The 25,505-nt window shown below is 30.7% G+C and carries 26 protein-coding genes and 1 CRISPR repeat array; of the genes, 9 read left to right on the plus strand and 17 right to left on the minus strand.

Annotated features, from left to right (window positions below):
* Positions 1-53 precede the first annotated feature (53 nt).
* The 9 genes from AB3K27_RS15010 to AB3K27_RS15050 form a co-directional block, all read right to left on the minus strand.
* Entirely contained in the window at positions 54-1,310 is a 1,257-nt protein-coding gene (locus AB3K27_RS15010; protein ID WP_368488208.1) for a glutamate-5-semialdehyde dehydrogenase, read from the minus strand.
* Positions 1,311-1,383: 73 nt separating this feature from the next.
* Complete coding sequence (gene proB, locus AB3K27_RS15015; RefSeq protein ID WP_368488209.1) at positions 1,384-2,202, minus strand: glutamate 5-kinase; 819 nt, start codon at positions 2,200-2,202, stop codon at positions 1,384-1,386.
* Between the two features lie 79 nt (positions 2,203-2,281).
* Positions 2,282-3,133: a pyrroline-5-carboxylate reductase gene (proC, locus tag AB3K27_RS15020; RefSeq protein WP_368488210.1), complete on the minus strand. Its 852-nt coding sequence runs from the start codon at positions 3,131-3,133 to the stop codon at positions 2,282-2,284.
* Between the two features lie 117 nt (positions 3,134-3,250).
* On the minus strand, positions 3,251-4,831 hold the full coding sequence (locus AB3K27_RS15025; protein WP_368488211.1) for a ClC family H(+)/Cl(-) exchange transporter: 1,581 nt from the start codon (positions 4,829-4,831) through the stop codon (positions 3,251-3,253).
* Between the two features lie 304 nt (positions 4,832-5,135).
* Complete coding sequence (locus AB3K27_RS15030; protein ID WP_368488212.1) at positions 5,136-6,272, minus strand: ABC transporter substrate-binding protein; 1,137 nt, start codon at positions 6,270-6,272, stop codon at positions 5,136-5,138.
* A gap of 75 nt (positions 6,273-6,347) precedes the next feature.
* Complete coding sequence (locus tag AB3K27_RS15035; RefSeq protein ID WP_368488213.1) at positions 6,348-7,049, minus strand: ABC transporter ATP-binding protein; 702 nt, start codon at positions 7,047-7,049, stop codon at positions 6,348-6,350.
* Complete coding sequence (locus AB3K27_RS15040) at positions 7,050-7,820, minus strand: ABC transporter ATP-binding protein (protein ID WP_368491252.1); 771 nt, start codon at positions 7,818-7,820, stop codon at positions 7,050-7,052.
* Positions 7,807-8,781: a branched-chain amino acid ABC transporter permease gene (locus AB3K27_RS15045; protein ID WP_368488214.1), complete on the minus strand. Its 975-nt coding sequence runs from the start codon at positions 8,779-8,781 to the stop codon at positions 7,807-7,809. Before AB3K27_RS15045 ends, AB3K27_RS15040 begins: the two co-directional genes overlap by 14 nt.
* Before the next feature lie 13 nt (positions 8,782-8,794).
* A complete protein-coding gene (locus AB3K27_RS15050; RefSeq protein ID WP_368488215.1) occupies positions 8,795-9,670 on the minus strand; it encodes a branched-chain amino acid ABC transporter permease in 876 nt (291 codons plus the stop codon).
* A 500-nt stretch (positions 9,671-10,170) separates the two neighbouring features.
* On the opposite strand from AB3K27_RS15050, the gene AB3K27_RS15055 reads away from it, so the two are divergent.
* Complete coding sequence (locus tag AB3K27_RS15055) at positions 10,171-10,851, plus strand: molybdopterin-binding protein (protein ID WP_368488216.1); 681 nt, start codon at positions 10,171-10,173, stop codon at positions 10,849-10,851.
* 155 nt (positions 10,852-11,006) lie between these two features.
* Here AB3K27_RS15055 and def read toward each other — a convergent pair whose 3' ends face one another.
* From def to AB3K27_RS15070, 3 genes are all read right to left on the minus strand, one after another.
* Entirely contained in the window at positions 11,007-11,459 is a 453-nt protein-coding gene (gene def / locus AB3K27_RS15060; protein WP_368488217.1) for a peptide deformylase, read from the minus strand.
* Positions 11,460-11,696: a helix-turn-helix transcriptional regulator gene (locus tag AB3K27_RS15065; RefSeq protein ID WP_368488218.1), complete on the minus strand. Its 237-nt coding sequence runs from the start codon at positions 11,694-11,696 to the stop codon at positions 11,460-11,462.
* A 194-nt stretch (positions 11,697-11,890) separates the two neighbouring features.
* Entirely contained in the window at positions 11,891-12,103 is a 213-nt protein-coding gene (locus tag AB3K27_RS15070) for a hypothetical protein (protein ID WP_368488219.1), read from the minus strand.
* 543 nt (positions 12,104-12,646) lie between these two features.
* Between AB3K27_RS15070 and AB3K27_RS15075 the strand changes: the two genes are divergently transcribed.
* On the plus strand, positions 12,647-13,981 hold the full coding sequence (locus tag AB3K27_RS15075; protein WP_368488220.1) for a transposase: 1,335 nt from the start codon (positions 12,647-12,649) through the stop codon (positions 13,979-13,981).
* Between the two features lie 36 nt (positions 13,982-14,017).
* Positions 14,018-14,310: direct repeats of the CRISPR family, unit length 30 nt; unit sequence ATTTAAATACAATCCTTGTTAAGGTTCAAC.
* A gap of 186 nt (positions 14,311-14,496) precedes the next feature.
* Here the strand turns inward: AB3K27_RS15075 and AB3K27_RS15080 are convergent.
* Entirely contained in the window at positions 14,497-15,324 is an 828-nt protein-coding gene (locus AB3K27_RS15080; protein ID WP_368488221.1) for a GyrI-like domain-containing protein, read from the minus strand.
* A 433-nt stretch (positions 15,325-15,757) separates the two neighbouring features.
* On the opposite strand from AB3K27_RS15080, the gene AB3K27_RS15085 reads away from it, so the two are divergent.
* The 3 genes from AB3K27_RS15085 to AB3K27_RS15095 are packed head-to-tail and all read left to right on the plus strand — an operon-like array spanning position 15,758 to position 19,431.
* The gene (locus AB3K27_RS15085; protein WP_368488222.1) at positions 15,758-17,236 is read left to right on the plus strand and encodes a spore germination protein; all 1,479 of its coding nucleotides are present in this window, start codon (positions 15,758-15,760) and stop codon (positions 17,234-17,236) included.
* Positions 17,229-18,320 carry a GerAB/ArcD/ProY family transporter gene (locus AB3K27_RS15090; protein ID WP_368488223.1) on the plus strand — a complete coding sequence of 364 codons (1,092 nt, stop codon included), beginning with the start codon at positions 17,229-17,231 and terminating at the stop codon, positions 18,318-18,320. Before AB3K27_RS15085 ends, AB3K27_RS15090 begins: the two co-directional genes overlap by 8 nt.
* The gene (locus tag AB3K27_RS15095) at positions 18,310-19,431 is read left to right on the plus strand and encodes a Ger(x)C family spore germination protein (RefSeq protein ID WP_368488224.1); all 1,122 of its coding nucleotides are present in this window, start codon (positions 18,310-18,312) and stop codon (positions 19,429-19,431) included. The genes AB3K27_RS15090 and AB3K27_RS15095 overlap by 11 nt, the downstream gene beginning before the upstream one ends.
* A gap of 72 nt (positions 19,432-19,503) precedes the next feature.
* Here AB3K27_RS15095 and AB3K27_RS15100 read toward each other — a convergent pair whose 3' ends face one another.
* On the minus strand, positions 19,504-19,767 hold the full coding sequence (locus tag AB3K27_RS15100; RefSeq protein ID WP_368488225.1) for a SoxR reducing system RseC family protein: 264 nt from the start codon (positions 19,765-19,767) through the stop codon (positions 19,504-19,506).
* A 275-nt stretch (positions 19,768-20,042) separates the two neighbouring features.
* Between AB3K27_RS15100 and AB3K27_RS15105 the strand changes: the two genes are divergently transcribed.
* The 4 genes from AB3K27_RS15105 (at position 20,043) to AB3K27_RS15120 (ending at position 23,180) form a co-directional block, all read left to right on the plus strand.
* Positions 20,043-20,450 carry a lamin tail domain-containing protein gene (locus tag AB3K27_RS15105; RefSeq protein ID WP_368491253.1) on the plus strand — a complete coding sequence of 136 codons (408 nt, stop codon included), beginning with the start codon at positions 20,043-20,045 and terminating at the stop codon, positions 20,448-20,450.
* A gap of 247 nt (positions 20,451-20,697) precedes the next feature.
* Positions 20,698-21,807: an Ldh family oxidoreductase gene (locus AB3K27_RS15110; protein ID WP_368488226.1), complete on the plus strand. Its 1,110-nt coding sequence runs from the start codon at positions 20,698-20,700 to the stop codon at positions 21,805-21,807.
* A 40-nt stretch (positions 21,808-21,847) separates the two neighbouring features.
* Entirely contained in the window at positions 21,848-22,384 is a 537-nt protein-coding gene (locus AB3K27_RS15115) for a macro domain-containing protein (RefSeq protein WP_368488227.1), read from the plus strand.
* Positions 22,385-22,529: 145 nt separating this feature from the next.
* Complete coding sequence (locus AB3K27_RS15120) at positions 22,530-23,180, plus strand: superoxide dismutase (protein ID WP_368488228.1); 651 nt, start codon at positions 22,530-22,532, stop codon at positions 23,178-23,180.
* Between the two features lie 38 nt (positions 23,181-23,218).
* Here AB3K27_RS15120 and AB3K27_RS15125 read toward each other — a convergent pair whose 3' ends face one another.
* The 3 genes from AB3K27_RS15125 to AB3K27_RS15135 all read right to left on the minus strand — a co-directional run bounded on the left by AB3K27_RS15125 (position 23,219) and on the right by AB3K27_RS15135 (position 25,499).
* Complete coding sequence (locus AB3K27_RS15125; RefSeq protein WP_368488229.1) at positions 23,219-23,350, minus strand: hypothetical protein; 132 nt, start codon at positions 23,348-23,350, stop codon at positions 23,219-23,221.
* 467 nt (positions 23,351-23,817) lie between these two features.
* Positions 23,818-24,594 (minus strand): ABC transporter permease, encoded by a 777-nt coding sequence (locus tag AB3K27_RS15130; protein WP_368488230.1) that lies wholly within the window; start codon positions 24,592-24,594, stop codon positions 23,818-23,820.
* Positions 24,594-25,499, minus strand: coding sequence for an ABC transporter permease (locus AB3K27_RS15135; RefSeq protein ID WP_368488231.1), 906 nt, complete (start codon positions 25,497-25,499; stop codon positions 24,594-24,596). The genes AB3K27_RS15130 and AB3K27_RS15135 overlap by 1 nt, the downstream gene beginning before the upstream one ends.
* Positions 25,500-25,505: the final 6 nt, after the last annotated feature.

Raw genomic sequence — 25,505 nt, forward strand, 5'->3', positions numbered from 1 at the left:
TTCCATGCAGAAAAACTGCCCCGGAAGTTTAATTTTTATAAATATTATAATTTTTATTCTCTTATCTGTCCTTCGCCATATACTATATATTTTATAGTAGTTAATTCATTTAATCCCATAGGTCCTCTAGCATGAAGTTTTTGGGTGCTTATTCCTATTTCTGCACCAAAACCAAATTCCTCACCATCTGTAAACCTGGTCGATGCATTTACATACACTACAGCTGCATCCACCTCCTTTAGGAATCTTTGGGATAAAGTATAATTATTAGTTATTATAGCTTCTGAATGTTTTGTACCGTATTTATAAATATGGTCTAGAGCTTCGTCTATAGAGCTAACTACCTTTACAGCTAAAATTAAATCTAAAAATTCCTGTGCATAATCTTCTGCGGTAGCCAGACGAATATCCGGAATAAGTTTTTTAGTTTTTAAACATCCTCTTATTTCTACACCCATCTTGTTCAAAGTTTTAGCTACATGAGGTATAAACTCTGATGCCACAGCTTCATGTACAAGCAATGTTTCCATGGCATTACAAACTCCAGGCCTCTGTGTCTTTGCATTTATCACTATATTTTCTGCCATAGTTAAGTCTGCACTACTATCTACATAAACATGACAATTTCCTATTCCTGTTTCAATTACAGGCACAGTGGAGTTCTCTACAACAGACTTTATAAGCCCACTTCCTCCTCTTGGTATTAAAACATCTACATATTTATTTAACTTCATCAATATTTCTATCGCTTTTCTTTCAGTTATATTAATAAACTCTATAGTTCCAGCAGGAAGTCCTGCTTCAATGGCAGCCTTGTTTATTGTATTATATATGGCTAAATTAGAATTAATAGCTTCTTTTCCTCCCTTTAATATAACTGAATTGCCACTTTTAAGACACAATGCCGCTGCATCTACTGTAACATTTGGTCTGGCCTCATAAATTATACCTATGGTTCCCAGAGGCACTCTTACTTTTCCAATGTTTAGTCCATTAGATTTTTTCCACATCCTTGTAACTTCTCCTATAGGATCAGGAAGAGAAGCAACTTTCATGAGCCCTGCAGCCATAGACTTTATTCTATCTTCATTTAGAGTAAGCCTATCTATAAAAGCATCGGTTTTTCCACTGTTTTTAGCATTTTCTAGGTCCAACATATTAGCCTTTAAAATATTATCTTTATTCTTATTAAGTTCTTCTGCCATTTTTATAAGAGCTGCATTTTTTATATCTGTACTCATATTGGATAGTGTTCTTGCTGCCCTGTTGGCATTTTTAGCTTTTTCTAAAATACAATCATATATATCCATCTATTTTTTAATAGAAACAATACCAAGTTTCTATTAAACCTCCTTTCCTTTTCTATACATCACATCATAGTTATTATTTACTCGCAGCAAATAAAGTTCCCACCTTTTTACAAGATATTATATCTTTTATAATATTATCCTTAGATCCATTTGCTATAACCATGGATACACCTGAAGATACAGCTATCTTAGCAGCTTTAATTTTTGTACACATACCACCAGTACCTAGTTCTCCCATGGAATCACTACCACAACTTTCAATATCCTCTGTAATAGTATCCACATAACTTATCATCTCAGCATTTTTGTCCATTCTAGGATCAGAACTATAAAGTCCATCAATATCTGAAAGTAATATAAGTAAATCTGCTCCTATAGTTTTTGCAATTAAAGCAGATAATGTATCGTTGTCTCCAAATTTTATTTCTTCTACCGCCACTGCATCGTTTTCATTTATTATAGGTATTACTCCCCTTCTTAAAAGCTCATTAAAAGTATTCTGGGCGTGAATACATTTATCCCTGTCATCTAAATCATTTTTAGTAAGCAGGAGCTGGGCAATTATTTTTCCATATACCGCAAATTCCTTTTCATATATCCTAAGAAGTATTCCCTGACCAATAGCTGCAGCAGCTTGTTTCTCACAGATATTTTTAGGTTTCCTTTCAAGACCCATTTTTAAAACCCCCACTCCAATAGCCCCGGAAGTTACTAAAACCATACTTCTGCCCTGATCCTGTAAACGACACATTTCCTTTACAATCTCTCTTATTCTGTGAAAATTTACAACCCCATCTTCATCCATAAGTGTAGATGTACCCACTTTTATTACAATTTTTTTTGCATTTAATAAATACTTTTCTCTTCTATCAGCCTTTTCTTTTATATTCATTTTAAAGCTCCTATAAATATTATACTATATATTTGATTTCTATTATTTTTATTATACCTTTATATATAATTTTTTAGAATTAATTATTATTTTCTTCTTCCTTTGCTACCTCTTCCATGCGTACTTTTCCTGCTTCAATGGCCTTCATAATAGTTCCTCTAAAAGCACCCTGCTCCAACGCCCTCACCCCAGCAATGGTTGATCCTCCTGGAGAGCAAACCTTGTCTTTTAATCTACCTGGATGTTCATCTGTATTTAAAACCATTTTAGCCCCTCCCATAACAGTCTGGGCTGCTAAAGTCTGAGCCATTTCACGTGGAAGTCCCAATTCTACTCCCCCATCTGCCATGGCTTCAATCATCATATATACATAAGCAGGTCCACATCCACTTATAGCTGTTATTGAATCAATATGCTTCTCTTCTACTAAATAACTTACTCCCAAAGCTTCAAACATACCATGTACTAATTTGGCATGTTCTTTAGAAGCACTTCTTCCTGGTGCCACTCCCGAAGCACCTATGTTAACCAACATAGGAGTATTGGGTATAACCCTAACCACTGGTATTTCAGGTAAATACTTTTCTATAAATGAAGTATTTATACCTCCTATAATTGAAATTATCATATGTTTTTCTCTATTCCAGTTACAGTCCTTTATATATTCTAGAACCTCTTTTAAAACCTGTGGCTTAATACTTAAAACCACAATATCACAATTATCAACTATATAGCTGTAAGCCTTATTCTTATCACTGCTTAAATGAGTTATTTTAAAATTTTCTTTTAAATATTGAAGCCTAGAATCTAAAATATCCATAACATATATATCATCTGCTTGAAATAATTCAGCTGCCAGAAACCCTCTAAGTATAGCTTCACCCATTTGCCCCGTTCCAATAAATCCAATTTTCTTACCTAACTTACTCATATTTATCCTCCTAAATATTATGAATTTTTCACTAAAATATATATTATATAGTTGCAGCCTATAAGTATAAAGTATATATTATTTGAATAATTAATAAAAGACCTTTATTTTAATATATTAAATTTTCTCCATACTCTGCGACATTCTAGCTAAAATATCACCTAATTTACCTGCATCCTTTTCATCTGTAAGTACAGTAAGATAATCTCCTGCATAAATAACTGTATTCCCATGGGGTATTATGATTTCACATCCTCTTCTAATTTCTGTTATCAAACAAAATTCAGGCCATTTTATATCTTTTACTTGTTTTCCATCTAAATAACATCCCATACAAACTGGAATTTCTAAAATAAACTTAGATTTAGTATTTTCAATTTTAAAATTTGTATTATTAATTAAAAATTTTTCAAGCAATGAATCATAAATGGGTTTGGATCCCAATATATCTGCAGTTAAATAGGCAACTATGGATACAATACTTAATGGAAGAAAATTATTAAATCCTCCTGTCATCTCTGTAATCAATATAATCCCTGTAATTGGAGATCTCACAACTGCAGTAAAATATCCTGCCATTCCAAGAATCACAAAATTATTTATGTAGTTTGCATTAATATTCAATATATTAATAAGCAAACTTCCATACTCATATCCAATTAATGCTCCTATAGTAAGTATTGGAAGAAATATTCCTCCTGGGGTACCAGATCCATAGCATAATATAGTAAATAAGAATTTTACAATAATTAAAATTAGAACAAACTTTATGGTAAGAGAGGTACTGGATAAAGACATTATAAGTGAATTACCTCCACCTAAAACTTCTGGTAAAAAGAGAGCAAATATTGCTGAAATCAAAAGAGGAAAAACCGGATTAAATTCTTTTGGAATCCACTTTTGTCTGGAATATAATTTCTGACCCTCCAAAAGAACAATATTAAAAATTATTCCTGTAATACCTATTATAATTCCAAATAATAATAAGTAAAAATAATAATTTAAAGGAATAACATGTATATTTTTAAAATTAAATACAGGATCTATACCCAAAAGTCCACCACTTATAAAATCAGCAGATAATGCAGCTGAAAATGTAGAAATTAAAATTAGAGGTGAAAAATTTTTATGTATTTCTTCTAAAGCAAATATTGCTCCAGCCAAAGGGGCATTAAATGCTGCCGCAAGTCCTGCACTTGCCCCGCTTGTAGTTAGATACTTTTCTTCTATATTTACCCTTTTCAAAATTCTACTTAATCCCTGCCCTACAGCAGCTCCCAATTGTACTGAAGGTCCTTCCCTTCCAAGAGAAAGTCCAAATCCAATGGCAAAACTTCCTCCTATAAATTTATTTAAAATAACCCTTAGCCACCTCATCTCCAGTTTTCTCAGAATAACTCCCTTAACTTGGGGAATGCCACTTCCACTCACCGTGGGATCTTTTTTAACCATATATCCAAGTATATATCCCAAAAATACAAGTAATACTATCCATAAGGGTATAACACACCATTTGACCCAAAGTACTTCATAGATTTTTCCTACTTCTTCTCCCAATTTTTCTATAGTCATTCTGAAAAGTACTATTATAAAACCTGTAATACCCCCTATAATTATACTTTCCCCTACCAATCTTATTTTTAAATTATGCCAATAAAATAATACGCTGGGTTTATCTTTTTTATACAAATCATCCATATGAGTTTTCCCGACTTTCTATAACCAATTTAATTAAAATTATCAAGTAATTCTTAGGTTCAGGTGGAGTTTGCTCGTGAGGAATACTTTCCTCCATCTAAACCTTATTAACAGTATTCTTAGTGTCTTTAGCACTTAGAATGCGTTATCCTTTAGGGGAAGAACTTATCCAGAGTCATAACAATACCTATCCCCCACTTTGAAGAAACTTGAGGGTGTTATCAATAGTAGCCTTGGGATAAATAAAGTTGTGAACTTCAAGTCAAGGAAAGAAACCTTTCTTTAAAGTTCACAACTCAGTCCATTAATGGCTTACTTTTCTTACAAATATCTGCTTCTGATTTTCTATTTTTATTACGTCGCCTCCCATAATGGCATTTCTGTTACTGTCATATTTAGTAGTTCCAGCTACTCCTTCAAAACTGATATTCTTTAAGGCATCTTTTATTTTATCTCCTTCTGTACTGTTAGCTTCTTTAATAGCAGCTATTAATAAACTACCTGCATTATAGGAACTAGCTGAAATGGCATCTGGCGCTTTATTATATTTCTTTTCATAATTTTCTTTGAATTTTACATATGCCGGTGTTGTATCTCCAGTAGAAAAGAAATTACTAAAATAGCTTCCATTAACTGTATTTCCTGCAATTTCAAATAAAGCTGGTGAATCCCATCCATCTCCACCAATAAAAGTAGAGGTTATACCTAAATTTCTTGCTTGTTTTGCTATTAAAGCTACTGTACCATAGTAATCTGGTATAACTAGTACATCTGGATTAAGCTTTTTTATATTGGTAAGCTGGGCACTAAAATCTTGATCTCCTGCATTAAAGGTAAGTGAAGCCAATACTTTTCCACCTGATTTTTCAAAATTAGTTGTAAAAAATTCATTAAGTCCCTTATCGTAGTCATTGCCTACATCATAAAGCACAGCTGCTGTTTTAGCCTTTACATCTTGGGTTGCTATATTTGCAATAATTGTTCCTTGAAAAGTATCATTAAATGTGGATGTAAATACATATTCTCCCCCATTTTTTGTTACTTTAGGGCTTGTACTTACAGATATCATTGGAATTTTATTAGATGTAGCAATAGGTCCCATACTTATAGAACATTTGCTGGCATAGCTTCCAACTACCCCTACCACTTTATCATTATTAATTAACTTTTGTATGGCATTGGCAGAGTTAGAAGGTTTGTTTTCATCATCTTCAAAATAAAATTTCACTTTTTTGCCATTGATACCTCCACTAGCATTAGTTTCCTCTTCCAACATTTCCAGTGCATTCTTACATGCCTGCCCCATGACAGATACATCTCCTGTAAGTGGAAAAACTGCCCCTAATCTTATTTCCTCTGATTCAGATTGTTTACCACACCCTATCAGTACCACAGACCCTAGCATTAAAGCCATGGATATTGACAAAAATTTCTTTAACATGTATAAATCCCCCTTAAAAATTTTATAAATTGTATTTTTAAAATTAAAAAATAAGCCTATCACTATAATAAAAAATTATCCAAGATAGGCACTTTTTACTGATTCATTAACTAATAGCTCCCTGGCATTTCCTTCAAGAACTATTCTTCCAGTTTCTAAGATATAAGCTTTGCTGGCTACAGAAAGCGCCATATTGGCATTTTGTTCAACTAATAAAATAGTAGTACCTTTTTTATTAATCTCCTTTATTATGTTAAATATCTGCTGAACTATTATAGGTGCAAGCCCCATAGAGGGCTCATCCATAAGAAGCAGCTGAGGTTTTACCATAAGTGCTCTGGCTATGGCCAGCATTTGCTGCTCTCCTCCGCTTAAAGTACCTGCTGGCTGTTCTTTTCTCTCTTTTAATATTGGAAATATATCAAAAATAGTCTCATAATCCTTTTTTACACCTGCTTTATCTTTTCTTATATAGGCACCTAACTGCAGATTTTCAAAAACAGTTAAATTTGAAAATACCCTTCTTCCTTCCAAAACATGAGAAATCCCTCTGGAAACTATCTTATATGCGGGCACCTTATTTAAAGATTTCCCCTTAAATATAACTTCTCCTGATTTACAGGGGTTCAATCCAGATATAGCTCTTAAAATTGATGTCTTTCCTGCTCCATTAGCCCCTATCAATGTAATTATTTGCCCTTCTTCCACTTCTAAAGATATATCTTTCAGTGCATGTATTACGCCATAGTATAAATTCACATTATTGAGTTTTAACATCTACATTTTAACCTCCTCTCCTAAATAGGCACTTATAACTTTAGGATTTTTTCTTATTTCCTGAGGAGATCCTTTTGCAATCATCTGCCCGTGATCAAGCACCACAAGTCTTTCACATATTCCCATAACTAACTTCATATCATGTTCAATTAAAAGTATTGAGATCTTGAATTCATCCCTTACCCATTTAATAAGTTCCATTAAATTTAAAGTTTCCTGCGGATTCATACCTGCTGCCGGTTCATCTAAAAGAAGCACTTTAGGCTCTGTGGCAAGGGCTCTTACTATCTCAAGCTTTCTTTGTTGTCCATAGGGCAGATTCATTGCAAGTTCATCTTTTTTATCCAGCAATCCAAATATTTTCAACAATCTTTCTGCATTTTCATCCATAGATTTTTCTTCTCTGTAGTATTTTGGCATCCTTAAAATGCACTGCCAAAAATTATATTTATCAAGATATGAAAATGAAATTTTTACATTATCAAGCACAGACATATGCTTAAACAACCTTATATTTTGAAAAGTACGTGCTATATGCTTTTTAGCCAATTCATGAGGTTTTAAATTAATGACTTTCCTTCCCATAATTTCTATATATCCATCTGTAGGTTGGTATACACCTGTAAGCATATTAAAAACAGTAGTCTTTCCTGCTCCGTTTGGGCCTATCAATCCAACGATCTCATTTTCATCAATATCCAGATTAAAATCGGAAACTGCCGTTAAACCACCAAATTTTATTGTTATATCTTTAGCACTAAGCAGGGACATCATACTCTCCCTCCTTTTTATGTAATATTTTTTTCTTTACAAAATTAATAATCTTTTTGAAGGAAATTTCTCTCATGCCAAATACACCCTCCGGTCTAAATATCATTAATGCAACAAGTGCCGCCGAATATATAACCATTCTATAATTAGCTACAGGTCTTAAAATTTCTGGAAGAGAGGTCAGTATAGTTGTAGATAAAATACAACCGGATATGCTGCCCATTCCACCAAATACCACATAAGTAACTATATCAAAAGATTTCAAATAATCAAAAGATTTAGGATCTAAAAACATAAAATAATGGGCATATAAAACTCCTGCTATACCTGCAAAAAAAGAAGCTGTTACAAAAGCTATCATTTTATATTTAGTAGTATTTATTCCTATAGAACTAGAAGCCAGTTCATCTTCTCTTATAGACAACATTGCTCGTCCATAAGAAGATCTCTTTATGTTATAAGCAATTACTATAATAAACACCGTAATGAAAAATACCATTGCAAAGCTAGTTTTTTTAGGTATTCCCGCCAACCCTTCCGCTCCGCCCAGGGTATTTGAATTTACTATGGCAATTCTTATTATTTCTCCAAACCCCAGAGTTGTTATAGCTAGATAATCTCCCTTTAATCTTAATGTGGGAATACCTATGATAACTCCAAAAAAAGCTGCCATCAGTCCTCCAGCTATTAACACCAAGAAAAAGGGTGCATCTAATTTTAAGGTTAAAATAGCCGCAGTATATCCACCTATAGACATAAATCCCGCATGACCTAATGCCAGCTGACCTGTATATCCAACTATCATATTTAAACTTACTGCCAATATTATATTTATACCTATAATAATCAATATTTGGACTACGTACTCGTCTATCATCTCTAAACTTATGAGAGTTTGTACTACACCAAATACTATTAATACTGCAGCTAATATAAACAATATATTTTTCCTATGCTTCATATTAAACTCCCACCTACACTTTCTCATTAACTTTTTTACCAAGTAATCCACTAGGCTTAAATATAAGTATAATTATTAATATAATATAAGCTATACCATCTGAAAGTTTTGTAGATATAAAAGCTTTGGTAAATATTTCTGATACACCAAGTACAATTCCTCCCACCATAGCGCCGGGGATAAGTCCTATTCCTCCTACAACTGCAGCTATAAAAGCTTTAAGTCCCGGTATCATGCCCATATATGGATCTATTTTAGGATATGACATACCTATAAGAACTCCTGCAGCTGCTGCCAGTGCAGAACCTATGGCAAAAGTTAAAGATATGGTATTATTTACATTTATACCCATGAGTTCTGTAGCTTCCGTGTCAAAAGATGCAGCTCTCATGGCCCTTCCAACTTTTGTTTTATACACAATAACCTGCAGCAAAATAACCAATATAAAACAGACCAATAAAGTGGCAATTTGCAGATTATTTATCTGGAAATCTCCTATTTTATAAAGTTTTACCTTTAAAAGTTCAGGAAATGGCCTGGGATTTGGTCCGAATATAACCCTAAAACCGTTCTCAAGCAAAAGTGATATTCCCATAGAAGTAATAAATAAAGTTATTCTAGATGAATTTCTAAGGGGCTTATATGCAATTTTTTCAATTATTATTCCCAAAAGTGCACTTCCAACCATAGCAATTATTAAGGTAAGTATAAAACCTGTATTTAAATTTTTAACTGCCAGAAACCCAAAAAAAGCCCCTGCCATATATATATCTCCATGTGCAAAATTCATAAGCTTTACTATGCCATACACCATGGTATATCCAATTGCTATTAAAGCATAAACACCCCCCAGTGCTAGTCCATTAACTAATTGCTGAGCAAAATTCATAATATGCCTCCTGTATAAAAAGTTATATCTATAGTCATTAAATCAAGTGATTCTTAGGTTTAGATGGAGCTTACTATAGAGAACTTTTTTCTCCACCTGAACCTTAGAAAAACTTATCCAAGGCGTATAGCAGTGCTTATCTCCCACTTTGAAGAAGATGGAAATATTAGCAATGATAGCGTTCGAATAAATTTTTACATTTTCTATAAATAAACGATTAATTATGAACTAATTATATATTATATTTAGGGTATAATCAAGAATACTACTAAACAAAACAATATTCCTTAATAAACTGTCAACTTTCACACTGCTTTTTTGATGATAATTCAAAATACTTTCAACCTACTTGTCAGAAAAATCGACTTTTATTGTACAAAATAATAATATTTGCTAGTTTACGGTTATTATATCTAAATTTTATTTTCTAAAGTTTGTAACTAATATAATCATAATAGAATAGCATAATCTTGTAGATAAATCTTTATGGAGGCATTTTAATGATTGATAATTGCCGAGCTGGCCAAAATTATTATGATGGTCTTGAATATTTCTGCCCATGGGTAAGATATCACCCTAATGCATATTATCCCCCAAATGTAACTGCTGAAATGGCTTTAAGTGCCAGAAATCAATTTAAAGGAAGAGTTGTTAAAATAAATAAGGGAGATGTTGTAGGTCAAGTGTTAATTGACATTGGATGTGGAAACTCAATATCCTCAGTAATCACAACAGCTTCAATACGAGATCTAAGATTAAGTGTAGGTTCGCAAGTTAGAGCTATCGTTAAATCAACAAATGTTATGATAATGGATTCTTCCTCTAATATGACGCCTAATTCTAATATAATGCCTAATCCTAGTAATAAGATGCCTAATTCCAATAACATAATGCCCAACTCTAATAAACTGATGCCTAACTCTAATAAACTGATGCCTAACTCCAATGTGAAATCTGACAAAGAAAAATCTAAAATGGCACTAAGCGCTAGAAATCAGCTAAAAGGAAAAGTTACTAAAATAACTCAAGGAGATGTTGTAAGTCAGGTATTGATAGATATAGGTTGTAGAAATTCAGTATCTTCTGTAATTACAACAACTTCCTTAAAAGATCTTGGAATTAAATTAGGTTCAGAAGTTAAAGCTGTAATTAAGTCAACAGATGTTATGATAATGAAGTAACTATTCCCATAATAAGTTAAAGCTTTAATCATATCATAAAATTATAATATATTCCTTAAATATTTTACACAGTAAAAAGCTGTCTTAAAATGATGAATAAGAACATCATAAAAGACAGCTTTCTTTATAAGTACATCTCTGTTAAAATTAATAATTCATTTCATATATTCAGTAACTAAATCAGTAAAAAGTATACCTTCCAGATGATCTATTTCATGACAGAAACATTTCGCTAAATCTCTTGTACCTTTTAATATAACTTTACTTCCCTCTTCATTTAATGCTTCTATTGTGACTTTTGCAGGTCTTTTTAATTTTCCAAACACATTAGGAATACTTAAGCATCCTTCTATAACCTCTTGTTCTCCCGTACACTTAATTATTTTTGGATTGACTAATCTTATGAGTCCTTGTCCCATATCTATTACAACCAATCTCTTCAATATACCAATTTGTGGAGCTGCCAAGCCCCCGCCATTTTCTGTATCATACATGGTATCAGCCATATCATTTAAAATTTGTCTTATTTTATCATCTACTACTTTCACTTCTCTACTCTTTTTTCTTAATATATCATCACCAAAAAGTCTGATTTGTCTTAATGCCATCTAAACAACACCTCTACTTTGCTGTGCTCTTGATTTTCTTTTACTTTCTTTGAAAAGAAAAACTTCTTCTATGCAGCAATGAAATATATTACTGATATCATAAGCTAACCATATAGATGGTTCAAATTTTTCTGTCTCAATGGCATTTATTGCTTGTCTTGATACTCCTACAAGTTTTCCTAACTGTTCCTGAGTCAGTCCAAGAGATTCTCGCAATTCTTTTAATCGATTTTTCATAAATTATCACTCCTGTAATGTTAACCTTACACAGGTATTGTAACACTATTTAATTTATATATCAAGTTAACCTTACATTAATAATCTTTATAGAAAATAGTTTTAAATATTGCCCTTAATTATTGCTGTCTATTAAGTGATTCTTAGATTCAGGTGGAGTTTGCTTATGAGAAATGCTTTTCTCCATCTGAACCTTAGAAGAACTTATCCAGGCACGCAGCAATGCCTATCTCCCACTTTGAAGAAGCATTCGGATAAAAAATTAATTTTTTGCTGCCAGTTAACTCTCCACAGCTTTTTCTATTACATCTTTTTCTTGGTGTATAAATATATTCTTCATCAATATACTCTTGAATTGCTAATATGAGTTCTGATGATAATATATCTGCTGCTTTTTTATAGCCCAATTCTGTACTTCTTCTAATATGATTTTTAGGATCACGCAGAGGACATTTTATCTCATTGTGAAATAGCCCCTGCTATACACACACAATCAACGTTAACTCAAAAATTGCACTTCCTTTACTTTTAAATTTTTAGTATTAAATATGTTTGTAATTAAAAATACCAACGAAACAAGCAATAATGACTTTGTGAAGGATTTTATATTTAGGTTTCTCCCCTAATAAGCAATTTTTACTCTCATCTAAATACAATCCTTGTTAAGGTTCAACAACAGGGGGTATTATCATGTGCTATTACATACTATAAAAAAGAATAGCCATCACACTAAAAATATAGTATCCTTTTAGTTGCGAAATCAAAAAGGAGGACACCTTTAGTGGAAAGCTATCTTTGAATATTTTACCATACTCTTACACTATTGGCTACACAAAAAATGTGGAAATTACTTGAGGAAGTTTTTATAAATTTAAAAAAATGCTTTAGGAGACATGCAACCTTTCATTGGTTTGTTGTAATAGTAATTTGTTGTAATAGTAATTGGATTTATGATTCGTTCAGATTCTTTAGGAGTTACTTCTATCATACAAGATTTAAGTATTTCAACTAATTTGTATACTATAATGATGCACTTTTTTCGTTCTAATGCATGGAATTTAAACAATTTAATAGCTGTATGGACTAAAACTGTAGCTGCTACAGCGCCAGTCTACAGACAGGATGGGATGACTGTACTCATAGGTGATGGAGTTAAGCAATCAAAAGAGGCACGCAAAATGCCTGGTGTTAAAAAGCTGCACCAGGAATCCCAAAATTCTTCAAAAGGTGAATATATATTTGGACATATGTTTGGTGCAGTGGGTGTGTTAATAGGAGACATTTCTAGGATGTTTTACGTTCCACTTTCAATGAAAATTCATGATGGTGTTAAATCTATTCGTCAGTGGAATGAATCAGATAAAAACACAGGTTCTCATATTGTGCAAATGATTGAAAATAGCTTTGATGCAGCTAGAGTTATAGGGAAGTCTCTTTTGCTTTTAGATGCATATTTTCTATCATTGCCAGCACTCAAAAGACTTTCAGAACTTAATAAATGTGCAGCTAACGTACTTCATATTGTTACAAAAGCTAAGATGTCTTTTGTAGCCTATACAGAACCATGTGAGTATTCAGGAACAGGCAGACCACGTAAAAAAGGCAAAATAATTAACCTTAAAGACATATTTAATGAGAAAAAAGATGAATTCATTGAAGGCACAATGATGTTATATGGTAAAGAGGAAAAGGTAAAATATCTATGCATTGACCTGCTGTGGGGAAAAACACTTTATCAAAAATTACGTTTTGTATTGGTTACGTGTAATAGTATAAAGTCTATATTGATATCAACAAATTTAGAATTGTCACCTGTAACTATAATAAGTTTATACAGCTACCGATTTAAGATAGAGTGTACATTCAGGGCACTTAAGCAAGCTATAGGTGGATTTAAATATCAATTTTGGTCCAAAGTAATGCCAAAGCTAAATAGATATGGAAAGAAAGGAGAAATTCATCCCGCTGAAAAAATAGAATGTAAAAAAACAAAGGAGTTAATTTTATCTACTTTAAAAGCTATAGAAGGCTATGTTATGTGTAGTTGTATAGCTATTGGATTGCTTCAAATTATATCCATAAAATTCTCAACTGAAATAAATAAGACTCCTTTTCGTTTCTTAAGAACAAAATCTAAGGGTGTTGTTTCAGAAACAACAGTATCATGTTTTTTGAAAAAAAATATTTTCTCACTTATTACGAAAAACAATAAATCTACCATAAGTGAAATAATTAACGAAAAGCAGTCAGAGCCTTGCTTTAGAGATAATCGACAGGCTTGTTAAGCATATAAACTTTTGACTGTCCAGTTACATATATAGATTTAAATACAATCCTTGTTAAGGTTCAACTTTAAGGGCTTTTAATACTTTACCATCCACATATATTTAAATACAATCCTTGTTAAGGTTCAACATAAAATTAATAAAGCATAGAAGGGGGATTGCAAAATTTAAATACAATCCTTGTTAAGGTTCAACAATTTATCTCTTGCAAAAGAGGTCGTCGCGGTTAATTATTTAAATACAATTCTTGTTAAGGTTCAACAATTTATCTCTTGCAAAAGAGGTCGTCGCGGTTAATTATTTAAATACAATTCTTGTTAAGGTTCAACCAATGTAAAATAACCATTTCTTATTTCTATTATATTACTTAAAGGCGTATAAATAAAGACTTCCATTGAAATTGTTCCAACCATTTTTTATTTTTTAAAATTAATACAAAAAAACAGCCTGGACCATTGCAAAATGAACGATTCACACTGCTTTTATTTACTTATGAGGTTGGAAAAATAAAAAATTTACATTTTAACTACAGGAAAATATATTTCTGTAATAAAATCTTGTGGATTGTGCCCCTCTTCAGGCCCTTTTATATATTTTTCAAAAGGTGGTCTTGAGATTTTATATTTATTATGCTTTACCCATTCCATCATGGCTCCATAAGCCTGAGAAATCTCACTATAAGGTCCTATAAAAGTGGTATAGGCATGTAATCCTCCTTCCAATACTCTGGTGTTGATGCTGTCAGAATTAAATTCTTTATCTACAGGTATACATACTTCTACATCTGCATTATCATGATTAAAGTCTTCCTCTTCATTTTGTAGATAATAAATAGACATTATATTACCTGTAGGCTTTAATCCATTTTTATATACATTTTCATATACCTTTCCTATTAAACCTCCTATATAATCCATAGAAATATTATCTCTTATACTTAAAACATTAAGAGGTTCTTGATCCTTTAAAATGATATTAAATTTTCTATTTTCCTCCATAATATCTTCTCCTTTTACTAATTTTTCAAATTCATATTTCATTTGATTTAATATAAATTCATTATAATTAAGTTCTTCTGTTAAACTCTTGATTTTAATTTCCATAAGTCTTTTTAGTTCTTCTAAATCATTTTCAAACAAGATGCTTTTTATTTCTTCAAGAAAAAAACCATAGGATTTTAACTTATTAATAACTATAACATGTTTTATTTGCTTTAAATCATAATATCTATATCCATTGTCGGCATTTACATACTCCGGTTTTAGCAATCCAATTTTATCATAGTGTCTTAAAACTTTTGATGATAACTTTGCAATTTTGGAAAATTGTCCTATTGTGTACAACTCTCTACCTCCCTGAATATATTCAAGATTTAAATTAGGTTATTTATAAGTACTTTCAATAACTGCTTTAATTATAAACTTTTCCATAATGTCAAGGTCAATATATTTTAATAAAAAATATGAAATCATTATTAGGACTTTTTAGTTTATCCAAACATAGCAATTAGCTAACACTCTCAGCTTCTTTAAAATGGTGGATAAGCACTGATGTGCACCTGAATAAGTTCTTCTAAGATTCAAATAAAAGCATTACTTATGAACAAACTCCACCTAAGCCTAAAAATTACTTGATTAAGAATTCCATCCTGTAATTAATCCGCATATTCTTTCTAAAAAATAATTATCATAACAACATATATAATTTCAAATTTTGAGTAATATTTAAATTATTTACACACAATAAATAATAAACACTAAAAAGGGTGATTAAATCATGGAATTAGATAATAAAATTAATTCTATATTAGAATCATGTGGAAACAGTCAACAAGTTATTATTAGAAGATTTTCTATTGGAAAAGATACTCCCCTAGATGCTGCCTTAATATATAAAGACGGTTTAGTAAATCAAGATATTATAAACAGAGATATATTAAATCCCCTAATGCATAAAGTTCATGAAGATTTAAGTAAAGCACAGTCAATTAACCAAGAAATTTGTAACAAATATATCTCTATGTCCAAAATTGTTATTCAAACTGATATAAATATGGTTATAAAAGATATAAGAAGAGGTAAAACAGCTGTTCTTGTACATAAGGAAGATACTTTCATTGTTGCTGATACACAAGGAACAAAACATAGAAATATATCTGAACCTATGGATGAAATCGGAATAAGAGGTGCAAAAGAAGGTTTTATAGAGGATATTGAAATAAATTTAAGTTTAATAAAAAAGGGGTTAAAAGATAAAAATTTAATTATAGAACCTTTCGTCATAGGAAGACGCTCCCAAAAAGATGTGGCCCTAATATATATAAAGGATATTGCAGATAAAGACTTAATTGAAGATATAAGAAATAAGCTATTATCAATAGATGTGGATACTTTTACCTCTGCAGGAATGCTGGAACAGTATATTGAAAATCATCCATATTCCGTTTTTCCTCAAGCTCATGCGTCTCAAAGGCCAGATGTTGTGCAACAAAATCTTTCAGAAGGTAGAATTGCTATCTTAATTGATGGAACTCCTTTTGCATTAACTATTCCTGCCTTGTTTATGGAATTTTTTCAAGCTGTTGAAGATTACTCTCAAAGAACCCTTTTAAGTAATTTTAACAGAATTCTCCGGGTATTTGGTACCTTCATAGTTATTTTATTACCCTCTGTCTATTTAGACTTAATTAGATTTAATTCAGAGCTTATTCCAATTAAATTTGTTATACCCATAGTGCAATCTAGAAGAGGCATAGCTCTTCCTCCCCTTCTAGAAATTTTATCCATGTATGTTGTAATAGAACTTTTAAGAGAAGGAGGGCTGAGACTTCCTTCAAAAATCGGTCAGACATTAAGTGTTGTAGGAGGTTTTATTATAGGTAGTGCTGCACTTGAAGCCAAATTAGTTAGTCCTGCAACTTTAGTAGTAGGAGTTGCCACCATAGGAACTTTTATTATACCGAACTATGATATGTCAAGTTCAATAAGATTGATAGGATTTCCTTTTCTCTTCCTAACAAACTTTTTAGGTGCTGTTGGATTAATTGCAGGATGGTATTTTTTATTTATCCACCTCCTTTCTTTAGATAGTTTTGGAGTTCCATATATGCCTCTAGATAAATATGGTGATTTTAAAGATACCTTCATTAGGGTACCCCTATGGAAAATGAATAATAGACCCGAGAGTATTCCAAACAATAACCCAAAAAGACAAACCAACTTTAGAAACAAACTGTGGAGGAAGAAAAATGAATAAATTAGAAAGTAATAATATAACTCCAGGAGAGTTCACTTGTTTACTTATTGGCTCAATGATTGGTATAGGAATATTATCACTGCCTAATGATCTAGTTAATGTGGCAAAACAAGATTCATGGATATCTGTAGCTATTGGTGCTGTATATCCGTTATATATGGTTATAGTTGCTTCATTCTTATGGAAAAAGCATCCACATCAAAACATTTTATTCTTAAGCAAAAAATATTTGGGAAAATATTTGGGGAATATCTTGAATTTTATTTTTTTATTATATTTTGTTTTATTCACCACTTCTGTGGCCTCTGGAGTATCCCTAATATTAGAAACTTTAATATCTAATTTTTTAAGTACCTTAAAAATATTACTGATAATATTTTTTTTAGCTGCATATACCTCCATGAAAGGATTGAAACTTTTAGGAAGGCTAAACCAATTAATGTTCTTATATACTATATTTCTTTCTTTTATTTTAGCTGTAGCACTTCTTAGAGGAACTTATTTGAATATATGTCCTATACTGGGTTCAGGAATTCTAAATACTATAAAAGCCAGTAAAAATTCAGCTTTTGCCTATGGAGGAATTGAAGTATTATTTTTAATTTATCCCTATGTCATCGATAAGAAAAAGATTATGAAATCATCATTATTAAGTGTTATTATAACAGCCTTAATTTATTCCTGGGTTACATTTATCACCATTTATTATTTAGGCATAGATATTGTACCAAAAATCGAATGGTCTGTGAATTCAGTAACAAAAACTTTAGAAATACCAGTAATTAATAACTTTAGATTTATATTTACAATTTTATGGGCAACTATTATTTACAAGACAATATCCAATCACTATTTTATAACAGCTTTCATTTTGAGAGATTTTTTTAAAAAAGTACCTATTAAAAAAATTATTTATGCACTCTATCCCCTAATGCTTTATCTATCTCTTAGATATAAAAATTCTGCAGATAGAATAAATTTCTTGAATTACATTATTCCTAAATATACTTTATTTAATATGGTCTATGTAACACTAATAACATTAATAATTTATTTAAAGAAGGATAATTTACATGAAAAATAATAAAACAAAGTATATATCTATAATTTTACTATGTATGATAATCACAATTTTCTTCTTTATAGGATTAGATGATCAGCAGCCTGTAGAAGAATTAGATATTATTTCAGGATTAGGAGCAGATTTAATAATAAAAAATAATAAAGTAACAGAACATATCGTACCAATGTCAATATATTTATTTGAATCTGGAGATAAAATAAACAGCACCTTGAGAATCGGTGCTGCAAAAACCAAAGGAGAAACAAGACAAAATCGACAATTATCAAATGACAAACAAAATATATTAGGCCTTGAAAAAGTATTTATCATAAGTGAAGAACAGGCACATTATGGTTTGCAAGATTGGACAGATATTTTATTTAGAAATCCTTATTTAAACGATACTGCATATGTTGCAGTATGCAAGGGAAAGGCTTCAGATATTTTAAGTACAAATATAAAAGGCTACCCAAGTTCTTCAGATTTTGTAGGGGGTTTAATTAAAAATTCCATATTTTATAACTTTTTTTCAGATAAATATAGAGTTATGAATTTATTTTTATCCATTGGAAGTGAAGGATATAATCCTGTGCTACCTTATATTGAAACAACAGATAAAGGAATTACAATCACTGGAATGGCATTGTTTAATGGTAATAAAATGATTTCAAAAATTAATATTGCCGAATTAAGAGCTATGAACATAATGAGAGAAAATAATGTAAAAGGTATGCTTACAATACAAAAAAGCACTTGTAAATATACAAACTATTATGCTACATCAAAACGAAAAGTTCACTGTACTAAAGAAGGTAATAAATATAAATTTACTATAAATATTAGTTTGGAAGGAGATTTAGTAACAGATACCCTGTATAAAAATCTGCAAAACAATTCTAAAAAAGTTGAGGAATTTAACACGGAGATGTCTGAAGATATAAAAAAAGAATGTATTAGTTTTATAACTAAAATGAAACATACCTATAAAGTAGATTGTCTGGAACTTGGAAAATTTGCAGCTGCCAAATATGGCAGACATATAGAAAAAGACTGGAATTCCGTAGTATGTAATTCAGAAATTGATGTAAATGTAAAAGTAAAGATCAATAAAATCGGAAGAGGAGATTACTGATTATAATAAAGTATCTGAAAATACATTAAACTTATACAGCTTTTCTATTTTCAGATACTAAAAATACGTTAACTACATATCTTCCCAATAAAATTTTTCCTGCTCCTTATCCACTACAGTAGTTCTATCAAACAACTTTATAAACACTACAGCTACTATAAAAGCAATTATACCTCCAATAATTTGATAAGCCCTTATAGATCCTTGCACTAATTTTCCTAAATATCCTCCTAAAAATACACCCAAAAACACCAACATAATAGGAAAAATAAACAACATAAATGCAGCCATTAGCATATTTGTACTTTTCTTCTTTTCATTATGATTTTTACCCATTTAAAATATTAGCCTCCTGCTATAACTTTTTATCCGAAGGCGGCAATTAACTTCAAAGTGGGGGAATAAGCAATGCTACGCCTCTGGATAAGCTCTTCTAAGGTTCAGATGAAGAAAAGCATTCCTTATATGCAAACTCTACCTGAACCTTAGAATCACTTTATTCTTATATTATAACTCTTAAAATATTTAAAATAAATAATCACTATTTTAAAATTATTTAAACTCCTTGAAGGAATTTAACATTAAATGTTGAATTTATGGTATTAAAGGAGATGATTATTGTGTCTACCAATGTAAAAATAGCATTTATAAATAATAATATTAAAGAAAGAAATGGAGAATTTCATTTAAATGACGAGTGGATACGCATTGAAAATGTTAGCAATAGAAGAGTCAATATGTTTAATTGGGAAATTTGGCACTGGAAACCTAGTAAGCAATATTCCCTTATTTACAGATTTCCAAAGCGCATTGACAACCTTTTTTGGACATTGGATCCCGATGAAATTATAATACTGTTTACAGGTTATGGTTCAAATAAATTTATAGAAGGCACTGGCAGTCATAATTCTGAATTTCATTTCTATTGTGGAAAAAATTCTTTTATATGGAACAATGCAGGAGACATTGTCTGTTTATTCGATACTAAGTCCATGACAAGCACTCTTACAGTTCCCTAAACAATTATTTATCCAAAGGCAGTAATTAGCTAATAACCTAGCTTCTTCAAAGTAGGGACTTATAATACGTTTTTCTTTTTAATTCTTAAAATTCATATTGCACATAAAATAAGTTGCTAAACTTATTTATTTAAAATATATATTTATTATATTTGTAGTATAATTATCTTATATATAATAAAACTATGTTTATGTTATAGCTAAATATTCAGTGACTGTATACATTTAACATTTTTAGGAGGTAAAAATGACATACTCAAAAGTAAAATATGAAGGTTTAAAAGAACTATGTGATATAGTTTTTGAGAAATTCGGCTTTAGTCCAGAAGATAGTGGAACTATTACAGATGTTTTACTGCTATCAGATTTATTTGGAATTGAATCTCATGGAATTCAAAGACTGGTAAAGTATTACAGTGAAATAAAAAATGGTCTTATAAAAGTAGCTTCTAAACCAAAAATGATAAAAGAAACACCTGTATCTGCAGTTTTAGACGCCCAGGCTGGTATGGGGCAACTGGCAGGAAAAAAAGCTATGAACATGGCCATTGAAAAAGCCAAAACTTCAGGCATAGGCATGGTAGTGGTTAGAAACTCAAATCATTACGGTATTGCTGGATATTATGCTAAAATGGCTGAAGAAGAAGGACTGCTTGGAATATCTATGACTAACTCTCCTGCTGTTATAATACCTACCTTCGGAAAAGATGCCATGCTTGGTACAAATCCCATCGCTATATCTATGCCTGCAAAACCCTATCCTTTTTTAATGGATATAGCTACTAGTGTAGTTACAAGAGGAAAAATTGAAGTATATAATAAAAGGCACAAACCTCTTCCACTGGGCCTGGCACTGGATAAAAACGGAAAAGATACAGAAGATCCTTATGATATTTTATATAATCTTCCAAAAAAACTTGGAGGAGGTCTGGTTCCACTGGGAGGTTCCAAAGAGCTAACTGGAGGACATAAAGGCTATGGACTAGCTCTTTCAGTTGAAATATTTACAGCAATTTTATCTGGAGGCATCACAGGAAATTACGTTACATTGCAAGGTTCTTCCGGCTCTGGCACCTGCCATTATTTCTGTGCAATAGACTATGGTATATTTGGAGACAAAGACTCTATAGAAAATAAATTGTCAGGGTATTTAAATGAACTTAGAAACTCTAAAAAAGCTAAAGGAGCTTTAAGAATATACACCCACGGCGAAAAAGAAATTGAATCCTATAAAGATAAAATGGAAAATGGCATTCCAATGAATGAAGTCACCCTTGAAGAAATAAATGATATATGTAAATACTTTAATATAAAGACTAGCGATTACATAAAAAAATTTCCTATTGATAAGATCTAACTTAAAAATAGATTAACAAAAATTGGAGGTATTAAATTATATGATTAAAATAGGTAATAAGAAAATATTGATTAAAAAAGGAGATATAACAAAAGAAGATAGTGATGCTATAGTAAATCCTGCAAACAGTGCCCTTCAACATGGAGGAGGAGCAGCCCTGGCTATTGCAAGAGCTGGAGGTTCCAAGGTACAATCAGATAGTAATGAACTTATAAAAAAAATAGGTAGTTTACCTGTGGGAAAAGCAGTTATAACCCATGGTCACAATTTGAACTGCAAATTTGTAATACATACTGTAGGTCCTATAATGGGAGAAGGTAATGAAGATGAAAAACTAAAAAAAGCTATAAAGAGTGTACTTAATCTGGCAGAATCCTATAATCTAAACTCCATATCTATACCTGCTATAAGTTCTGGCATATTTGGATTTCCAAAAGAACGATGTGCAAAAATACTTCTTGAAACTTCTGTAGAATTTTTAAAAAGAGAAGATATAAATTTGAAGACCATTGTTATGTGCAATCATGATCAAAAGACAACAGATCTATTTTTAAAGGAAGAATCAAAATATATTTAACTTTATATTTGCCTTATTACTTGATTTTAAAATATTTAAATCTAAAAATAATTAAAATATTCTCACTGGGAATATTTTAATTATTATACACATTCAGATTTTATTACATATTATAAATAATAACATATTTTATAGAGGTGTTTTAATGTATAATATGAAACCTGAAGTTTTTAACTTTAATTCTGTTAAAGGTATTTCTTTAAGACAATTAAACGAACATTATAAATTATATGTAGGCTATGTAAATACGCTAAATGAAATCTGGAACATTGATTATATCCCCCAAAATTATACTGATAGTAATTCAACCTATTCAAAAATGCGCAGTTTAAAACTTGGTGAAACCTATGCACTAAACGGGGTAAAACTTCATAATCTTTACTTTAAAAATATCACAGGCGGCAATACCACTCCCCATGGTCCAGTGCTTAATTCTATAATAAATCAATTCTCATCTTATGATAACTTCATTTCTTATTTAACAAATGTAGGTTTATCTATGAGAGGCTGGGCAGTTCTTTCTATAGATTCACTAGATAATAAATTTCATATAATAGTAAGTGATTTGCATGATAAAGGATCTGTATGGATTTCTTATCCTATATTAGTAATGGATGTTTATGAACATGCCTATTTTATGGATTTTGGAACAAATAAAAAAGAATATATTTCTACATTTATTAAAAACATAAATTGGACTGTTTTAAATAAAAGGTTCCAAAATTATCTTCACATAATGAGAGTTATGAATATTAATTATAATAGATATCTTCCATATAAATTTTTCAACAGATAGATTTAATAATGAAAAGCAGCTCTAAAGGCTGCTATTCATTATTCCCCTGTAAATAAAGTATCGATCATATCGAACAGGAAGCTAAAAGATTCTCTTCTTTTAGATTTTATTCTTTTTAATATTGTAACTTTATCCTTTGTGTCTTCAACATCTCTTATTTTTTCACTCACATAACTCCCCCCATTCAGACAATTAAATTTTATTGTTTTTCGTATACTATAATCATATCTTTATACCCCTTGTAAGATTAAACTAAATCTATTTGTTAATATATTAACATTCTTTACATCTAATTGCAATATATATGTTAAAAAAATAACTATATACTCTAAATTTTTTAGTTCTATTATCCTTACGCTAAAAAAATTAAGATATTTTTGATAATTACTGAATAATATTAGCTCGATATTCACCTAACTATTTTTATTTAATCCAAAACTTTACTTGAAAAATTAAAAATAATTTTATTTATAACATCCTTACGTGAATTAAATATGTTATAAAAAACACTAAGTAATTGTCATAAGATTATCAATATTATTCTTATTATTTATAATAGAATTCATCTTCATTTAAAAACGAAAGTACTTAGACATATTATTTATTTTAAAATGTCTAAGTACTCTAAATATAATTATCAGATTTCATTTACCTTTGTATTTTTTCCTTTAACAAGCCCTTGTATAAGAAGCATCATTAAAGTAATGCCAATTAGAATAGTAGATACCGCAGCTATTTCCGGAGTTATACTGGTTTTCATACTTTCCCACATAGCTAAAGGGAGCGTTTTAGTTTTAGAACCTGCCAGAAACATAGTAACAGTTACTTCATCTATAGATGTGCTAAAAGCAAATACTGCCGCTGAAAACATAGAAGCTTTAATCTGAGGCAGTGTAATGTTAAAAAATACACTAATTTGTTTTGAACCCAAACCCATTGCTGCTAACTCAATATTTTTATCTACTCCTTTTAATCCTGTCATTACCGTTACAAATACCATAGGTATAGCTAACAATGTATGCCCTAAAACTATTCCAGGTATGGTATTAGTCAACCTTAAAGGTGCAAAGGAATTATATAAAGCTACACTAATTATGATTACAGGTATAACCATAGGCATAACCATAAAACCCATAAATATATTTTTAAACTTAAAGTCCATCTTGGTAACAGCAGCTGCCGCCATAGTTCCTAGAATAAGAGCAAATATTACTGTCAAGACCGCTATACCCAAACTTCTTCCAAAACATTGAGTCCACTGGCTATCATTAAAGAAAGCATGGTACCACTGGGTAGAGTAACTTGGTGGTGGAAATTTAAAATAACTTAACGAGGTAAAAGATAGTGGTATCAATACAAATACAGGAGCTATAAGAAAAAACAATATAACCATTACTATTATTGGAAGCCACATTATTCTCCCTCCTTTAACATAGGATTTCTTTTTGCCAATACTGCAAGTATAGATAAAAGCACCATGGTAATAATAAATAAAACCAGAGAAAGTGCAGACGCTAAAGGCCAATTTAAAGTAGCACTTATATTATTTTGTATAAGGGTAGATACAAGCATATTCTTTGAACCACCCAATAGTGCAGGAGTAATAAAATATCCCAGTGCTAAAACAAATACCAGTATGGATCCCGATAAAATTCCTGGAACAGATAGAGGAAAAAACACTTGCCAAAAAGCTTTTATAGGCCTAGCTCCCATGACTTGGGCAACTTCTACTAACTGTATATCAATACTTGACATAACTGAATAAATATTTAAAACCATATAAGGAAATAGCACATGAGTCATACCTATTGTTACAGAAGTAGTATTATAAAGTAAGTCCAAAGGCTGATTTATCAGTCCTATATTTTTTAAAAATGTATTTAAAATCCCTTGTTCCTGCAAAATTATAATCCATGAGAAGGTGCGAACCAATAAACTAATCCAAAAAGGTATCATAATAAGCATTAGAATAATCTTTTTTGTCCTGGAGGATTTTGTTTTAATAATAAAATAAGCTACCGGATAAGCAAGTACAATTGATATTACTGTTACAATAAATGAAGTTTTCAAAGTAAGCCATATAACTTGAAGATATATAGGTTCTGTAAAAATCTGTGCTATATATTTAAAAGTAAATCCATTTTCATCTAAAATACTTAATTTAAACAAACTTATCATAGGTACAAATGTAAATACCATAATAAAAAGTGCAGGCAATATTACCAGTATCCATTTTACACTAAGTAAATTATTTAATTTATCTTTTGTAGAATTTTTTTCAGACATCATCTCTTCTTTATTAATACTCTCATTTACCATTTCCAT

Source organism: Clostridium sp. BJN0013, assembly GCF_040939125.1.
Taxonomy (GTDB): domain Bacteria; phylum Bacillota; class Clostridia; order Clostridiales; family Clostridiaceae; genus Clostridium_B.

What these genes read in the sequence shown, in the direction of transcription:
- AB3K27_RS15120 (WP_368488228.1), top strand. Translation starts at nt 22,530, where the DNA reads ATGTATAATATGAAACCTGAAGTTTTTAACTTTAATTCTGTTAAAGGT.
- AB3K27_RS15065 (WP_368488218.1), bottom strand. Translation starts at nt 11,696, where the DNA reads ATGAAAAATCGATTAAAAGAATTGCGAGAATCTCTTGGACTGACTCAG.
- AB3K27_RS15095 (WP_368488224.1), top strand. Translation starts at nt 18,310, where the DNA reads ATGAAAAATAATAAAACAAAGTATATATCTATAATTTTACTATGTATG.
- AB3K27_RS15115 (WP_368488227.1), top strand. Translation starts at nt 21,848, where the DNA reads ATGATTAAAATAGGTAATAAGAAAATATTGATTAAAAAAGGAGATATA.
- AB3K27_RS15040 (WP_368491252.1), bottom strand. Translation starts at nt 7,820, where the DNA reads ATGTCCCTGCTTAGTGCTAAAGATATAACAATAAAATTTGGTGGTTTA.
- AB3K27_RS15025 (WP_368488211.1), bottom strand. Translation starts at nt 4,831, where the DNA reads ATGGATGATTTGTATAAAAAAGATAAACCCAGCGTATTATTTTATTGG.
- AB3K27_RS15085 (WP_368488222.1), top strand. Translation starts at nt 15,758, where the DNA reads ATGGAATTAGATAATAAAATTAATTCTATATTAGAATCATGTGGAAAC.
- proB (WP_368488209.1), bottom strand. Translation starts at nt 2,202, where the DNA reads ATGAATATAAAAGAAAAGGCTGATAGAAGAGAAAAGTATTTATTAAAT.
- AB3K27_RS15045 (WP_368488214.1), bottom strand. Translation starts at nt 8,781, where the DNA reads ATGAAGCATAGGAAAAATATATTGTTTATATTAGCTGCAGTATTAATA.
- AB3K27_RS15105 (WP_368491253.1), top strand. Translation starts at nt 20,043, where the DNA reads ATGATTATTGTGTCTACCAATGTAAAAATAGCATTTATAAATAATAAT.
- AB3K27_RS15130 (WP_368488230.1), bottom strand. Translation starts at nt 24,594, where the DNA reads ATGTGGCTTCCAATAATAGTAATGGTTATATTGTTTTTTCTTATAGCT.
- AB3K27_RS15090 (WP_368488223.1), top strand. Translation starts at nt 17,229, where the DNA reads ATGAATAAATTAGAAAGTAATAATATAACTCCAGGAGAGTTCACTTGT.
- AB3K27_RS15030 (WP_368488212.1), bottom strand. Translation starts at nt 6,272, where the DNA reads ATGTTAAAGAAATTTTTGTCAATATCCATGGCTTTAATGCTAGGGTCT.
- AB3K27_RS15110 (WP_368488226.1), top strand. Translation starts at nt 20,698, where the DNA reads ATGACATACTCAAAAGTAAAATATGAAGGTTTAAAAGAACTATGTGAT.
- AB3K27_RS15050 (WP_368488215.1), bottom strand. Translation starts at nt 9,670, where the DNA reads ATGAATTTTGCTCAGCAATTAGTTAATGGACTAGCACTGGGGGGTGTT.
- proC (WP_368488210.1), bottom strand. Translation starts at nt 3,133, where the DNA reads ATGAGTAAGTTAGGTAAGAAAATTGGATTTATTGGAACGGGGCAAATG.
- AB3K27_RS15055 (WP_368488216.1), top strand. Translation starts at nt 10,171, where the DNA reads ATGATTGATAATTGCCGAGCTGGCCAAAATTATTATGATGGTCTTGAA.
- def (WP_368488217.1), bottom strand. Translation starts at nt 11,459, where the DNA reads ATGGCATTAAGACAAATCAGACTTTTTGGTGATGATATATTAAGAAAA.
- AB3K27_RS15100 (WP_368488225.1), bottom strand. Translation starts at nt 19,767, where the DNA reads ATGGGTAAAAATCATAATGAAAAGAAGAAAAGTACAAATATGCTAATG.
- AB3K27_RS15035 (WP_368488213.1), bottom strand. Translation starts at nt 7,049, where the DNA reads ATGTTAAAACTCAATAATGTGAATTTATACTATGGCGTAATACATGCA.
- AB3K27_RS15075 (WP_368488220.1), top strand. Translation starts at nt 12,647, where the DNA reads ATGATTCGTTCAGATTCTTTAGGAGTTACTTCTATCATACAAGATTTA.
- AB3K27_RS15135 (WP_368488231.1), bottom strand. Translation starts at nt 25,499, where the DNA reads ATGGTAAATGAGAGTATTAATAAAGAAGAGATGATGTCTGAAAAAAAT.
- AB3K27_RS15010 (WP_368488208.1), bottom strand. Translation starts at nt 1,310, where the DNA reads ATGGATATATATGATTGTATTTTAGAAAAAGCTAAAAATGCCAACAGG.